Genomic DNA, 13,857 nt, shown 5'->3' with positions numbered 1-13,857 from the left:
GGGCGGACGGCTGTTACGGCACGGCACGCACCACCACGAGCACCAGTACCACCGATCTTTTCGACCGACCGGCGCATGACGGGCGGTAGCCGGTAGGCCCGGCACGATACCGACCAGTAGTGATCTTGAGGGGGGACGTGTGAAGCACAGCAGCGTGCGGGGGGAGGGGGCGCCCGACCAGGCCGCCGACGGCATATCCGACGGCGACGGGGAAGCCTCCGCCTCGGTGCCCCCGCCCCGGAAGGGCTCGGGCACGACCGAGCCCAAGGGCTCGGGCACGACCCGGCCCCCGGAGGGTGGGCTCCCGGTCCGGCGGCGGCGCCGCCGGGTGCTGTTCTGGGTGGCGTCCGTCATGGCGTTCCTGATCCTGGGGACCTCGGCGGCCGGGTACCTCTACTACCGTCATCTCAACGGCAACATCCGCAGCGGGCAGCGCCTGAGCGGTGAGAGCGGCGTGGAGAAGACCCATGCCAACGCCAAGGGCCAGCGGCCGCTGAACATCCTGCTCATCGGCTCGGACAGCCGCAACAAGCCGGAGAACGTCGAACTCGGCGGCAGCCGCGACACCGTGGGGAACGCCCCGCTCGCGGACGTGCAGATGCTGCTGCACGTGTCGGCCGACCGGGAGAACGCCTCCGTGGTGAGCATCCCGCGCGACACCCGGGTCGAGATACCCGAGTGCACGGACCCGAAGAGCGGCGAGAAGTTCAAGAAGACCCGGGCGATGATCAACGAGTCGCTCGGCCGCGGCGGCCCCGGCTGCACGCTGGCCACGTGGGAGAAGCTGACCAACGTCTACATCGACCACTGGATGATGATCGATTTCTCCGGTGTGGTGCAGATGGCCGACGCGGTCGGCGGCGTCCCGGTCTGCGTCAAGGACAACGTCTGGGACCGGCCGATAGCCACCTCCGGCGGCGGCTCCGGCCTCAAGCTCCAGAAGGGCACCACCCGGGTCAAGGGCGAGCAGGCCCTCCAGTGGCTGCGCACCCGGCACGCCTTCAGCAGCGACCTGGGACGGGCGCAGGCCCAGCACATGTACATGAACTCGATGATGCGCGAGCTCAAGAGCCAGAACGCCTTCACCGACGTCGGCCGGATCACGGCGCTGGCCGAGGCCGGCACCAAGGCGCTGGAGGTCTCCGAGGAGATCGGCTCGGTCAAGAAGCTCTACAACCTGGCCATGCAGCTCAAGGACGTACCGACCAACCGCATCACGATGACGACGATGCCGACCTTCCAGGACCCCTCGGACCCGGACCGGCTCGTGGTGAACCCGACGGACGCCGACAAGCTGTGGACGATGCTCCGCAAGGACGTGGCCTTCGACAAGAACGGCGCGCCGACGGCCCCGCAGAGCCCGTCGGCACAGGCCTCGGCCTCGGCTTCCGCGTCGGCTCCCGCTCCGGGCGCCTCGCAGCCCGCGGAGTCGGGACAGCCGGCCCAGCCGGGCCAGGGCCCGTCCGGTGCTCCGTCGACCGCCCCGGACAAGATCCAGGTCAACGTGGTCAACGGCACCGCCGTGGAGAAGATGCCGCTGGCGCCCCGGCGGGCGAACGTGGTGGCGGAGGCCCTGGTCTCCAAGGGCTTCACGGGGGCCCGCGCGGACAGCGCGCTGACCCCGGAGAAGGCGACCGTGGTGCGCTACCCGTCCCCCGACCTGGCCGACGAGGCGCAGAGCGTGGCGGCGGCCATGGGCATCCCGGGGACCGCGGTGCAGCAGTCGGCGGACGTCTCCCGGATCACCCTGATCGTGGGCGGCGACTGGCGCGACGGCGCCGTCTACCCGCAGCAGGCGCCGCCGGAGGCCGGTTCGGTGCCGGACTCGGCCGACGCCCTCAACGGTTCGGACACCGGGGCCTGCATGGAGGTCTACAAGCCGTACCGGTGGTGAGCCGGCCCGGATGAACGCGAAGGGGTGACCCGGTCCGTGGAGGACCGGGTCGCCCCTTCCGCCGTTTCCGGGGCCGGGACGGCGGTGTCGGACCCGCGAGGGCTGCCGGGCGGGCATGCCGTCCTTCACGGCCGGGTATCCGTGTGACGTTACCGCGTACGGGGGAAACGGGTGCGCGGCGGACGAGCGGTACGGACAGACGCTGATCGTATGGGCCTACTGTTCTGACGAATCTGCCCGATGTGCCGGCCGGTGAGCAGCACCGTGAGCGAACCGCCGGCTCCGTCCCCGTGCTGTCGTCCCCCGCGGAGGTGTCCACCGTGCCCCAGCCGCACCGTCCCACCCCACCCGCCAGGTCCCCCCAGCCGCGGCGTGCGCGCGGCGGCGGCCGCAAGGGGCGGCGCCGGGAGGGCCGGCCCCGGTGGGGGGTGCGGATCGCGGCCGGGGTGTCGCTGGTGGTGCTGGGGTCCGGAGCCGTCGGGCACGCGGTGATGACCGGCCTGGACACCGGGATCGAACGGGTCGACCCCTTCAAGGACATGAAGAACCGCCCGCAGGCCGGGCACGGGATGAACTTCCTGCTCGTCGGCACCGACGGCCGGGACCGGATCACCCCGGAGGAGAAGCGCGAGTACCGGCTCGGCGGCGCCCCCTGCCACTGCACCGACACGATCATGCTGGTGCACCTCTCCGCCGACCGGGAACGGGCCAGTGTGGTCAGCCTGCCCCGGGACAGCTACGCCGAGCTGCCCGCGCACCGCGACCCGGTGTCCGGCAAACCGCACCGGCCCCACCCCGTGAAGCTCAACGCGGCCTACGCCGAGGGCGGGCCGAACCTGACCGTCCGCACCGTCGAGAACATGACGAAGGTCAAGATCGACCACTACCTGGAGGTCGACTTCAGCAGCTTCATGAAGACCGTCGACGCGATGGGCGGCGTGGAGATCTGCACCGTCAAGGCCCTGCACGACCAGAACACCGGCCTGGACCTGCTGCCGGGCACGCACCGGCTGAGCGGCGGCCAGGCCCTGCAGTACGTGCGCTCCCGCCACGTCGACGGGGCCTCCGACCTGGGCCGCATGCAGCGCCAGCAGCGGTTCGTCGCCGCCCTGGTCAAACAGGCCACCGGGGGCGGGGTGCTGCTGAACCCGGTGAAGTTCAAGGAGGTCAGCTCCACCCTGCTGGGGTCGGTGCGGGCCGACCGGGGCTTCGGCTCGGAGCAGATGCTGGCGCTGGGCCAGGCCATGCGCGACTTCACGCCCTCCTCGTCCGAGTTCGCCTCGGTGCCGGTCGGGGACGCCTCGTACCCGGTCAAGGGCATCGGCTCGACGGTGAAGTGGGACGGGCCGAAGGCCGCCCGGCTCTTCGAGGCGCTGCGCAAGGACCGCCCGCTCGCCCCGCCCCGGCCCGGCGGGGGCACCGGCGGGCGGCAGCGGCCCGCCGCCGTGACGGTGGACGTGCCGCCGCAGCAGATCCGGGTCCAGGTGGAGAACGGCACCCGGATCGACGGGCTCGGCGGCCGGGTGGACGAGGCCCTGCGCGCCACCGGCTTCGACACCACCCGTGCCCCGGGCAACGGCGCCAGCCGCGACGTGCGGCGCACGGTGATCGCGTACGACCCGCGCTGGGACCGCTCGGCCCGCACGGTGGCGGCGGCGCTGCCGGGCAGCGAGCTGCGCGCGGTCGCCGGGCAGGGCCGCACGGTGCTGGTGACGGCCGGTTCGGAGTACCGCAAGGTGGTGCCGGTGCGGGCCGAGGACCCCTACCGGGGCGGCGGGGACCAGGCCGTCACCGGCGACCAGGTGGTGTGCGGGCCGTAGGGGGCGCCGCTCAGGCGGCGCGCTCCAGCAGGGAGACGCTCAGGCCCTTCACCGTCTTGGTCTCCACCACCCGGTAGTGGCTGCGCAGCGCGTCGGCCTGCTCCTTCGGGAGCTTGTGGTACGGGTCCTTCGTGCCGCTCCAGGTGACCACCCACACGCGCGGGGTGGCGCGCAGGCACTCCGCGGGCCGGGCGCACTCCTGCGGGAACAGGTCGTCGCTGTCCAGTGCCGAGCGCTCGGCGAAGACGTCCCGGAGCTGGACGCGCTCCGGGAGGAAGTACTCCACCTGGAAGTCGATCATGAACACCCGGTCGGCGCCGCGCACGGGCACGAACCCGTCCCCGGGCCGGTAGCCCTTGCCGATGATCTGCGCCGCGGCCTGGCCGTCGAGGCCGACCCGGGCCCATTCGGTGCGCATCTGCCGCTGGTCGGGCAGGCCCAGGAGGATCAGCGCGGCCAGCACCAGCGCCCCGGCCCGCAGCGGCCGCAGCGCGGCCAGGGCGGCGGCCGCGAGCACCACCCAGGCGGGCACGGTGAAGAGCAGGTAGCGGTCCATGAAGTACGAGGTGCTGCCCTGCGAGACCACCCAGGCGGCCACGATCGGGGCCCCGCCGGCCAGCAGGAGCTCCGCCGCGGGCCGCCGGCCCCGGCTCCAGGCGAGCGGGAGCAGGACCAGCGCGGCGAGGGCGAGGCCTATCGTCGGGGAGCCGAAGAGGTTGTTCCAGAGGTCGGCGACGCTCCGCAGGTGCGGGGTCTTGATCCAGTTGATCTGCCGGCCGACCTGGCGCTGCCCCAGCAGCACCAGCGGGATCACGGGGAGCAGGGCGACGGCCACCGTGGCGGCGTAGGCGAGGACGGTGCGCCCGCGCCGGTCCCGCCGCCAGCGCAGCAGCACGATCAGGCCGTGCGGCAGCAGGAAGAGCAGGGAGACGACGTGGAACAGCCCGGCCGCGGCCACGGCGAGCGCGTACGGGGCCCAGCGGCGCAGGACCGGGCGCTCCAGCGCCCGCAGCAGCAGCCAGGTGGCGGCGCTGACGGCGAGTACGACGAAGGCGTACGAGCGCGCCTCCTGCCCGTACCGGGACACGGCCGGCACGAACGCGAACAGCAGCCCGGTGAAGACGGCGGTGCGGCGGTCGAAGAGGGTGCGGGCCGTCAGGACGGCGAAGGCGGCGGCGCCGGCCATGGCGAGCGCCGACGGGAGCCGGAGCATGGCGGTGGAGTCCCCGAAGACGGAGACCCAGAAGTGCAGCAGGAAGTAGTAGAGGCCGGAGACGGCGTCGACGTGGCCCAGCATGTCGGCCAGCTCGCCGGTGCTGCGCGAGGCGGCGTTCCAGCTGGCGAGCTCGTCCCGCCAGGGCTGGGCGCGCCCGATGCCGACGGCGGCGACGGCGAGGGTCAGCAGGGCGGCCCACAGCCAGTCGTAGCGGGCCGTGCGGGCGGCGCGGGGGACGTCCCGGGAGCTCGTGCCCCCGTCCGGGACGTGCCGTCCGGAGCCTGCCGCGGCCGCGGTCGCCGTACTGCTGCTGGTCATGTGGTGGTACCTTCCGGATCCGTCGGATCGGCTGTGGGGGTGGCCTGGGCGCGGGACGTTCCGGACCTCTCTCGACGTCACAGGGTAAGTCGCGGCCCGGGGCCCCATCCAATTCCGGCGGACATCCGGCCGCCGCCGGCCGCCGCCGACGGGCCGCGGCTCAGCGGGAGACGACCGCCGGGTCCTTCTTCGGCAGCGAGAACCTCGCGCCCTCCAGCATCCGCTTGAGCGACGCCGAACCGGGCCGCTCGACGAAGCGGTGGACCAGCCAGGAGAGCAGCAGGATCGCCGCCAGGCACATCGCGAGCAGCGGGTACGGCGCGAGCCCGTGGTCGCGGCCCCAGCGGATCAGCGCCCAGCCGATCTCCTGGTGGAGGAGGTAGACGGGGTAGGTGAGGGCTCCGGCGACGGTCAGCCACTTCCACTGGATCCTGTTGAGGAGGCCCGTCGCGGCGGCCAGCATCACCAGGAAGAACACGGCCGTGATGGTCGCGGCGATCGGCCACGACAGGTCGTAGCCCACTTCGTGCCGGTAGGCCCCCACGGTGACGTGCAGCCGGTTCTGCGCGATGAGCCAGGAGAAGGCGACGACCGCGATCAGCATCGGGTTCACACCGAAGCGGTAGATCAGGTACATGGCCACGCCCGCGATGAAGTACGGGGCGTCGTTCGGCAGGAGCAGCAGGTCCAGCAGGCCGATCTGCGTGTACGGGGCGATCACGGCCAGGATCGTCCAGATCCCGCAGAACGCGAGGACCCTGCGGTAGGTGAGACCCATGACGGCCACGACGGCGAAGAGCAGGTAGAACCGGAGCTCGACCCAGAGGGTCCAGTACACGCCGTCGGCGTCGGGCACCCACAGGGGCTTCTGCAGCATGGTGAGGTTGGCCAGAAGGTCGCTGATGCCCAGCGGCTTGCGGCTCGGCCGGACCGTGACGGCGAAGTTCACCACCAGGGCGGTGGCGATGACGCCGAACCAGTAGGCGGGGTAGAGCCGGACCACGCGGGATATGAAGTAGTCGCGGGGGGAACGGCCCCAGCACGACATGCAGATGACGAACCCGCTGATCAGGAAGAAGAGCTGGACGCCCATCCAGCCGTACGCGGTGATGCCGTTGACCGCGGGCATCAGCGACTTGGGCTTCTGGCCCCACACTTCCGGGTGGAGGTTGACGCCGGTCCAGTGGAAGGCGACCACGGACAGCGCGGCCAGCAGGCGCAGCCCGTCCAGGACGTAGAGGCGCGGGCGGCGCACCCGTCCCTTGTCGCGCTGCTCCTGCTGGGGCGGTATGGCGTCGAGGAGTACGGGTACTTGTGTGGCAGGCGTCATGAGGGGAACAGCTCCACGAAGTGTCCGGCTTGGAATCGACGCCCCCCCCGGCCGTCGCCCGACACTCTAGACGGAGCCCGGGCGCCCGTGGCGCCCCACGGCCGTTCCGTAACCGACCCCACACCCGGAACTCAGTCGTCGAGGCCCTCCGCGGCCCGCCGCCGACGCAGTTCGGTGATGGCCTGCCGGCGGGCGAGGCGGTGGGTGCGGCGGATCTGGGCCTCCTGGTAGCGGCGCTCGTCCTGCTCGGTCTCCGGGATCACCGGGGGGACCTGGCGGGGCTTGCCGTCGGAGTCGACCGCCGTGAAGACGAGGTAGGCGCTGCCGACCTGGGTGGCGGGGCTCGACTCGTTCCACCGCTCCGCGAGGACCCGTACGCCGACCTCCATCGAGGTGCGGCCGGTCCAGTTGACCTGCGCCCGGACGTGGACGAGGTCGCCGACGCGGACGGGGGCGAGGAAGGCCATCTCGTCCATGGAGGCGGTGACGGCGGGCCCGCCGGAGTGGCGTCCGGCCACGGCGCCGGCGGCGTCGTCGACCAACTTCATGATCACGCCGCCGTGCACGGTGCCGAGGAGGTTGGTGTCGTTGGCCGTCATGATGTGGCTGAGGGTGGTCCGGGACGCCGAGATCGGCTTGCCCTCGGGTGCGTCCGGTATCTGTGTCATACAGCCACCTTAAGTGCGGTTCGTAGGCATCAGGTGTGCAACAGGCGCGGTACGAAGCGCGGACCGGGGTGTCGTGCGGTGCTCCCGGGCGGGCATCCTTGTGCCCATGAGTGACTGGGACGGGTACGGCGAGCGCGACGCGCAGGGCCGCCGCGATGACGGGTACGGGCGCGGCAGCGGGCAGGGGCAGCCGGACGGGGCGCAGCGGATGCGCCACGTCCAGCGGCAGCCCCAGCAGCGGCAGCCGCAGCGTCCGGCGCGCCCGCCGGTCCCGCCGCAGTCCCCGCCGCCGGGCGGGCGTCCCGGCGGCCGTCCGGGGTACGGGGTGCCGCCGCAGCAGGCGCAGGGACCCGACTCCGCGTACGACAGCGGCTACAACACCGGCCAGGTGTACGGGCGTCCCGCCGGCCCCCGCAATCCCTCGGGCCCCGATGGTCCCGGGCGCCCCCTGGGTCCCGGCGGCCCGGGTGGTCCCGGTGGTCCCACACCCGTCCGCGTCGTCGTCGACTGGCGCAAGCGGATCAAGATCGGTTCGATCGCGGTGGTCTCCGTACTCCTGGTGACCGGCATCGGCACCTACTTCTGGGCGGACTCCCAGGTGCGCCGCGAGGTCGACCTGGCGAAGGTCATCGAGCGCCCGAAGGAGGGCGACTGCACCACTTACCTGATCGTGGGCTCCGACAGCCGCGAGGGCATGTCCGACGAGGAGAAGAAGAAGCTCCACACGGGCTCCGCCGAGGGCAAGCGCACCGACTCGATGATGATCCTGGCGAAGTGCTCCAGCGGGAACACGATGATCTCGCTGCCGCGCGACTCCGACGTGGAGATCCCCTCCTTCGTCGGCTCCCAGTCGGGCAAGAAGTTCCCCTCGCAGAAGCGCCGGGTCAAGCTGAACGCCGCGTACGCGGAGGACGGGCCGGAGCTGCTGGTGCGGACGGTGGAGTTCAACACCGGCCTGCGCATCGACCACTACGCCGAGATCGGCTTCGCCGGGTTCGCGAACATCGTGGACGCGCTCGGCGGGGTGGAGCTGGACATCGAGCAGGCCTTCAAGGACGAGAAGTCGGGCGCCGACTTCAAGGCGGGCAAGCAGACCCTCAACGGCGAGCAGTCGCTGGCGTTCGTCCGCACCCGGTACGCCTTCGCCGAGTCGGACCTCCAGCGGACGAAGAACCAGCAGAAGTTCCTCTCCGCGCTGGCGAGCCAGGCGGCCACCCCGGGCACGGTCCTGAACCCCTTCTCCCTCTACCCGGTGATGGGCGCCGGCCTGGACACGCTGATCGTGGACAAGGACATGGGGCTGTGGGACATGGGTCAGATGTTCTTCGCGATGAAGGGCATCAGCGGCGGTGACGGCGTGTCGATGAACATGCCGATCTCCGGTGAGCGCGGCGGGAACCTGGTCTGGGACAAGGCGAAGGTGCAGCAGCTGGTCAAGGAGATCCAGAACGACCAGAAGGTGACCGTCAAGGGGCAGTGACGGGCCGTCGTCCGCGTCCGAACGGGTGAGGGGCGGGTGTTCGCTCGGTCACCCCCTGTGGACATCCCGGGCGGTCTTTCGTAAGACTGTTGCGGCCCAGACGGCCGGGGGAAGGCGCGAACGGGCTCGTGAACCGGCGCGGCCGTAAGAAATTCGGGCACGCGTCAGCCTGCCCGTGGAGCCTCCATGTCCCTGCATCCGTCCCCGCGCGTCGTCGAAGACCGGCGGGAGGACGGCGAACGCCGCTTCGTGCTGTCCCCCCGGCCGGGGCGGGTGACCCCGTCGGCCGCGCGGCCGCCCCGGCTGCGCGTGCTGGACGGGCTGCGGATCCTCGCGGCGGTGCTGGTGCTGGTGCACCACTACACCCGTCAGGAGGTGTGGGGGCGGGACGCCTTCGGGTGGCTGACGATGGTCGGCCGGTACAGCTGGATGGGCGTGGAGCTGTTCTTCATGATCAGCGGCTTCGTCATCTGCATGTCGGCGTGGGGGCGGCCGCTCGGCAGCTACCTGCGCAGCCGGGTGATCCGGCTGGGACCCGCGTACTGGTTCTGCGTACTGGTCACCATGGGCGTGATGCTGGCCGTCCAGAAGCCGTTCGGCGGGGCCGGGCCGGGGCTGAGCCAGGTGCTCACCAACCTGACGATGGTGCAGACGCCGCTGGGCAGCTCGCCGATGGACGCGTCGTACTGGACGCTGTGGTCCGAGGTCCGCTTCTACCTGATCTTCGCCGTGGTCGCGTGGACGGGCCTGACGTACCGCAAGGTGCTGAACTTCTGCTGGATCTGGACGGTGGCCTCTCTGCTGGCACCCGGCTCCGGGCTGCCGGTGCTCCAGGTGCTGGCGAACCCGAACTACTCGCCGCTGTTCGTCTCCGGGATCTGCTTCTACCTGATCCGCCGTGAGGGGGCGCGGGCGGGCGAGCCGTGGGCGTTGCTGGTGTTCTCCTGGCTGCTGATGCAGCGCTGGCTGAACGACATCGTCCAGTGGAACACCGTCAAGGGCGACCGGCTGTCCTGGGAGATGTGCCTGCTCGTCGTGACCCTGTGCTACCTGGTGATGGCCGCGGTGGCGCTGGGCTGGCTGGACCGGGTCGACTGGCGCTGGCTGTCGGTCGCGGGGGCCATGTCGTACCCGCTGTACCTGCTGCACCAGCAGATCGGGGTGACCCTGCTGAGGCAGTGGCACCGGGACGTCGAGCCGTGGACGCTGCTGCTGTCGGCGATGGCCGTGATGCTGCTGGCGTCCTGGCTGATCCAGCGGTTCGTGGAGCGGCCGGCGGCGGGCCGGCTGAAGCGCTTCCTGGAGACCCGGCCGACGGGGCGGGGCTGAGCACGCGGTGCCGGGTACGCCGGAAGGGGCACCCCCGAGGGGGTGCCCCTTCCGTACGACCGGGTACCGGTACCGGTGACCGGTACCGGGTGCGGTTACTTCTTCTTGCCGGCGGCCGCGCGGAGCTTCCACGGCATCGCGATGGACTCCAGCTGGACGGCCAGGTTCATCTTGGACTCGCCGACGGTGCGGTCCTCGAAGTGGATCGGGACCTCCATCACCTGGAAGCCGCGGCGCAGGGCCTTGAACTTCATCTCCACCTGGAAGCTGTAGCCGGCGCTGCCGATCGACGCGAGGTCGATCGCCTTGAGCGCGCCCGCGCTCCACAGGTTGAAGCCGCCGGTGATGTCGCGGACGCGGGTGCCCAGGATGGTGCTCGCGTACGCGTTGGCCCAGCGGGAGAGCAGCTTGCGGTGCGCGCCCCAGGCGTCGGAGAGGGTGCCGCCCGGCACGTAGCGGGAGCCGACGACGAGACCGGCGCCGGTGGAGCGGGCGACGCCCAGCATCTCGGCGATCTTGCCGGCCGGGTGGGAGCCGTCGGCGTCCATCTGGAGCACGTACTCGGCGCCGTCCTCGACGGCCTTGGCCATGCCGGCCGCGTAGGCGCGGCCGAGGCCGTCCTTGGCGGTGCGGTGCAGGACGGACATGCGGGGCTTGCCGTCCTCGGTGAGGAAGCCCTCGGCGAGCTCGTCGGCGATCTTGCCGGTGCCGTCGGGCGAGGAGTCGTCGACGATCAGCAGGCGCAGGCCCGGCTGGTCGAGGCCCATGAGCAGCTCCACCATGCCCGGCAGGTTGCCCGCCTCGTTGTAGGTGGGCATGACCACGGTGAGCGGCGTGTCCGCCCAGGTGTCGGGGAGCTTGGTGGTTGCGACGTCGGTCGCGCGGGGAGTCTGCTGCTCGCCTATCACAGGTTGTGCCTCACTCAAGTTGGTCATCACCGGTCGGAGGAGAAGCGGACGGCGGCGTCGGGCAGTTCAGCCTCGCACCACACCCGCACCCCTGCGCGAAGTTCGTTGTCAGCCCCCACGACGGCACCGTCGCCGATGACCGCGCCCGTCACCACCGTGCGCTTGCCCACCGAGGCGCCTGCGCCGATGAGGCTGGCGCTCACCACCGTGTCCGCGCCGAGGATCGCGCCGTCCAGCACGATGGAGCCCTGGACGACAGCACCCGATTCGATCCGGGCGCCGGCACCCACAACGGTACCGCCCGAGAGCTTGGCGCCGTCCGCCACCTCTGCACCGGGGAGCACGAGGGCCTCGCCGCGCGGGCCGGGGACGGCCGGGGAGGAGACGACGCCGCGCACCAGGTCGGCGGAGGCCTGGACGAAGGACTCGGGCTTGCCGAGGTCCAGCCAGTAGGTGTCCTCGGTGACGCCGTGGAGCTTGGCGCCGGAGGCGAGCAGGCCGGGGAAGGTCTCGCGCTCGACGGACACCGGGCGGCCGGCCGGGATGGAGTCGATCACGCTGCGGCGGAAGACGTAGCAGCCGGCGTTGATCTGGTCGGTGATGATCTCCTCGGGGGTCTCCGGCTTCTCGGTGAAGGCCAGCACCCGCCCGTCGGCGTCGGTGGGGACCAGGCCGAAGGCGCGGGGGTCCTCGACGCGTACGAGGTGCAGGGAGACGTCGGCGTCGGCCGCCCGGTGCGACTCGACCAGGCCGGCGATGTCGAGACCGGTGAGGATGTCGCCGTTGAAGACGAGGACCGGGGAGTCGGGGCCGCCGGTCAGGCGCTCGGCGGCGTTGCGGATGGCGCCGCCCGTGCCCAGCGGCTCGTCCTCGACGACGTATTCGAGGGTGATGCCGAAGTCGGAACCGTCGCCGAAGTAGGGCTCGAAGACCTCGGCGAGGTAGCAGGTGGCCATCACGATGTGCGTGACACCGGCGGCTGCGGCCCTGGCTATCTGGTGGGCGAGGAACGGGACGCCCGCTGCCGGAACCATCGGCTTGGGGGTGTTCACCGTCACGGGGCGCAGTCGCGTCCCCTGCCCGCCGACCAGCAGGATCGCTTCCGTCATTTTGTTCTCTCCCCAACCGGTTCGGGCGTACGAAGCTTCAAAGTTAGCCCATCCCGGGCAGTGCGAAGCCCGGAGGCGGGCCGGGCCGGCCGCCCGCGGCAACGTTCCGGTTACGGCGGGATCCTCACTCTGCGCATGCGCGGGGGCCCGTCCGTCCCCTCTATATGTACGGCGTACGGGCTGCTCGGCCGAAGACCCGCTGCTCAGCGGCGAAACCCCGGCCGCGGCGTCCGCCCGGGCGCTTCGGGCGGCGCGGCCCGGCGGGGTGCCTCCCCCGCGAGGGGGGCACGGCGGCCCGCCGGGGGCGTGCGCTCGCGGCCCGGCCGCCCGCTGGATCGGAATCGTTACAAAGGAGGGCGCACGGAAAGGCCCCCGGCGGTCGCGGGGGCCTTTCACGCGCGTACGGGCCGGGCTGCGCTACGGCAGGTTGCGGGCCATGACGATGCGCTGGACCTGGTTCGTGCCCTCGTAGATCTGGGTGATCTTGGCGTCGCGCATCATGCGCTCGACCGGGTAGTCGCGGGTGTAGCCGTAGCCGCCGAGGAGCTGGACGGCGTCCGTGGTGACCTCCATGGCCACGTCGGAGGCGAAGCACTTGGCGGCGGCGCCGAAGAAGGTCAGGTCGGAATCGACGCGCTCCGACTTGGCGGCGGCGGCGTAGGTCAGCTGGCGGGCGGCCTCGATCTTCATGGCCATGTCCGCGAGCATGAACTGGACGCCCTGGAAGTCGCCGATCGGCTTGCCGAACTGCTTGCGCTCCTGGACGTAGCCCTTGGCGTAGTCCAGGGCGCCCTGGGCGATGCCGAGGGCCTGGGCGGCGATGGTGATGCGGGTGTGGTCGAGGGTCTTCATCGCGGTGGCGAAGCCGGTGCCCTCGGCGCCGATCATGCGGTCGGCGGGGATGCGGACGTTGTCGAGGTAGACCTCGCGCGTCGGGGAGCCCTTGATGCCGAGCTTCTTCTCGGGGGCGCCGAAGGAGACTCCCTCGTCGGACTTCTCGACGACGAAGGCCGAGATGCCCTTGGAGCGCTTCTCCGGGTCGGTGACGGCCATGACCGTGTAGTAGTCGGAGACGCCCGCGTTGGTGATCCAGCGCTTGACGCCGTTGAGCACCCAGAAGTCGCCGTCGCGGACCGCGCGGGTCTTCATGCCGGCCGCGTCGGAGCCCGCGTCGGGCTCGGAGAGGCAGTACGAGAACATCCCGTCGCCCTTGGCCAGCGGGCCGAGGTACTTGGCCTTGAGCTCCTCGGAGCCGGAGAGGATCACCGGGAGGGAGCCGAGCTTGTTCACGGCCGGGATGAGGGAGGAGGACGCGCAGACGCGGGCCACCTCCTCGATCACGATGACCGTGGCGAGGGCGTCGGCGCCGGCGCCGCCGTAGGTCTCCGGCACGTGGACGGCGTGCAGGTCGTTGGCGACGAGGGCGTCGAGGGCCTCCTGCGGGAAGCGGGCCTCCTCGTCGACGGCGGCCGCGAACGGGAGGATCTTCGCCTCGCAGAGCGCGCGGACGGACTCTCGGAGCATGTCGTGCTCCTCGGCCGGGCGGTACAGGTCGAAGTCGGCAGAACCCGCCAAGATCTCTCACTCCCCAAGGTCACGCGCCGTGGGGCGGCGACAGCCGTGTGTCGCTGCCGCACGCTCGGCGCGGGATGCTAACTACCGTTAAGTAACCCAAATTCTAGTTCCCGGCGTCCGTGCAGCGATATGTGGCGCGTACGTGAGCTGCGTGACAGCCGGATGCTCCTGGGAACGTCCCCCCGGACCGGCCCGACTATGCTCGGGGGC

Annotated in this window: 10 protein-coding genes; 4 read left to right on the top strand and 6 right to left on the bottom strand. The window is 71.5% G+C overall.

The window, feature by feature from the left end; genetic code table 11:
- Positions 1-328: 328 nt before the first annotated feature.
- Positions 329-1,894 (top strand): LCP family protein, encoded by a 1,566-nt coding sequence (locus OG553_RS20670; RefSeq protein ID WP_405983093.1) that lies wholly within the window; start codon positions 329-331, stop codon positions 1,892-1,894.
- Positions 1,895-2,322: 428 nt separating this feature from the next.
- Positions 2,323-3,714 carry an LCP family protein gene (locus OG553_RS20665; RefSeq protein ID WP_405983092.1) on the top strand — a complete coding sequence of 464 codons (1,392 nt, stop codon included), beginning with the start codon at positions 2,323-2,325 and terminating at the stop codon, positions 3,712-3,714.
- Positions 3,715-3,724: 10 nt separating this feature from the next.
- Here the strand turns inward: OG553_RS20665 and OG553_RS20660 are convergent, their stop codons facing one another.
- The 3 genes from OG553_RS20660 to OG553_RS20650 form a co-directional block, all read right to left on the bottom strand.
- Positions 3,725-5,248, bottom strand: a complete 1,524-nt coding sequence (locus OG553_RS20660; protein WP_405980409.1) for a glycosyltransferase family 39 protein — start codon at positions 5,246-5,248, stop codon at positions 3,725-3,727.
- A 160-nt stretch (positions 5,249-5,408) separates the two neighbouring features.
- A complete protein-coding gene (locus OG553_RS20655) occupies positions 5,409-6,578 on the bottom strand; it encodes an acyltransferase family protein (RefSeq protein ID WP_405980408.1) in 1,170 nt (389 codons plus the stop codon).
- 131 nt (positions 6,579-6,709) lie between these two features.
- The gene (locus tag OG553_RS20650) at positions 6,710-7,246 is read right to left on the bottom strand and encodes an acyl-CoA thioesterase (protein ID WP_405980407.1); all 537 of its coding nucleotides are present in this window, start codon (positions 7,244-7,246) and stop codon (positions 6,710-6,712) included.
- Positions 7,247-7,352: 106 nt separating this feature from the next.
- On the opposite strand from OG553_RS20650, the gene OG553_RS20645 reads away from it, so the two are divergent.
- Together OG553_RS20645 and OG553_RS20640 are read left to right on the top strand one after the other, a co-directional pair.
- Positions 7,353-8,726 (top strand): LCP family protein, encoded by a 1,374-nt coding sequence (locus OG553_RS20645; protein ID WP_405980406.1) that lies wholly within the window; start codon positions 7,353-7,355, stop codon positions 8,724-8,726.
- A gap of 186 nt (positions 8,727-8,912) precedes the next feature.
- Complete coding sequence (locus OG553_RS20640) at positions 8,913-10,055, top strand: acyltransferase family protein (protein ID WP_405980405.1); 1,143 nt, start codon at positions 8,913-8,915, stop codon at positions 10,053-10,055.
- A gap of 95 nt (positions 10,056-10,150) precedes the next feature.
- Here OG553_RS20640 and OG553_RS20635 read toward each other — a convergent pair whose 3' ends face one another.
- The 3 genes from OG553_RS20635 to OG553_RS20625 all read right to left on the bottom strand — a co-directional run bounded on the left by OG553_RS20635 (position 10,151) and on the right by OG553_RS20625 (position 13,647).
- On the bottom strand, positions 10,151-10,990 hold the full coding sequence (locus OG553_RS20635; RefSeq protein WP_405980404.1) for a polyprenol monophosphomannose synthase: 840 nt from the start codon (positions 10,988-10,990) through the stop codon (positions 10,151-10,153).
- Positions 10,990-12,072, bottom strand: a complete 1,083-nt coding sequence (locus OG553_RS20630) for a sugar phosphate nucleotidyltransferase (RefSeq protein ID WP_405980403.1) — start codon at positions 12,070-12,072, stop codon at positions 10,990-10,992. Before OG553_RS20630 ends, OG553_RS20635 begins: the two co-directional genes overlap by 1 nt.
- A 417-nt stretch (positions 12,073-12,489) precedes the next feature.
- The gene (locus OG553_RS20625; protein WP_365146144.1) at positions 12,490-13,647 is read right to left on the bottom strand and encodes an acyl-CoA dehydrogenase family protein; all 1,158 of its coding nucleotides are present in this window, start codon (positions 13,645-13,647) and stop codon (positions 12,490-12,492) included.
- Positions 13,648-13,857: the final 210 nt, after the last annotated feature.

The sequence above is a fragment of the Streptomyces sp. NBC_00158 genome (genome assembly GCF_045160885.1).
GTDB lineage: Bacteria > Actinomycetota > Actinomycetes > Streptomycetales > Streptomycetaceae > Streptomyces.
The sequence above is the reverse complement of the archived record's forward strand: the minus strand, read 5'-3'. Positions and strand labels throughout refer to the sequence as shown.

Coding starts and splice junctions, on each gene's coding strand:
- OG553_RS20640 (WP_405980405.1), top strand. CDS start 8,913: ATGTCCCTGCATCCGTCCCCGCGCGTCGTCGAAGACCGGCGGGAGGAC.
- OG553_RS20655 (WP_405980408.1), bottom strand. CDS start 6,578: ATGACGCCTGCCACACAAGTACCCGTACTCCTCGACGCCATACCGCCC.
- OG553_RS20660 (WP_405980409.1), bottom strand. CDS start 5,248: ATGACCAGCAGCAGTACGGCGACCGCGGCCGCGGCAGGCTCCGGACGG.
- OG553_RS20650 (WP_405980407.1), bottom strand. CDS start 7,246: ATGACACAGATACCGGACGCACCCGAGGGCAAGCCGATCTCGGCGTCC.
- OG553_RS20630 (WP_405980403.1), bottom strand. CDS start 12,072: ATGACGGAAGCGATCCTGCTGGTCGGCGGGCAGGGGACGCGACTGCGC.
- OG553_RS20635 (WP_405980404.1), bottom strand. CDS start 10,990: ATGACCAACTTGAGTGAGGCACAACCTGTGATAGGCGAGCAGCAGACT.
- OG553_RS20645 (WP_405980406.1), top strand. CDS start 7,353: ATGAGTGACTGGGACGGGTACGGCGAGCGCGACGCGCAGGGCCGCCGC.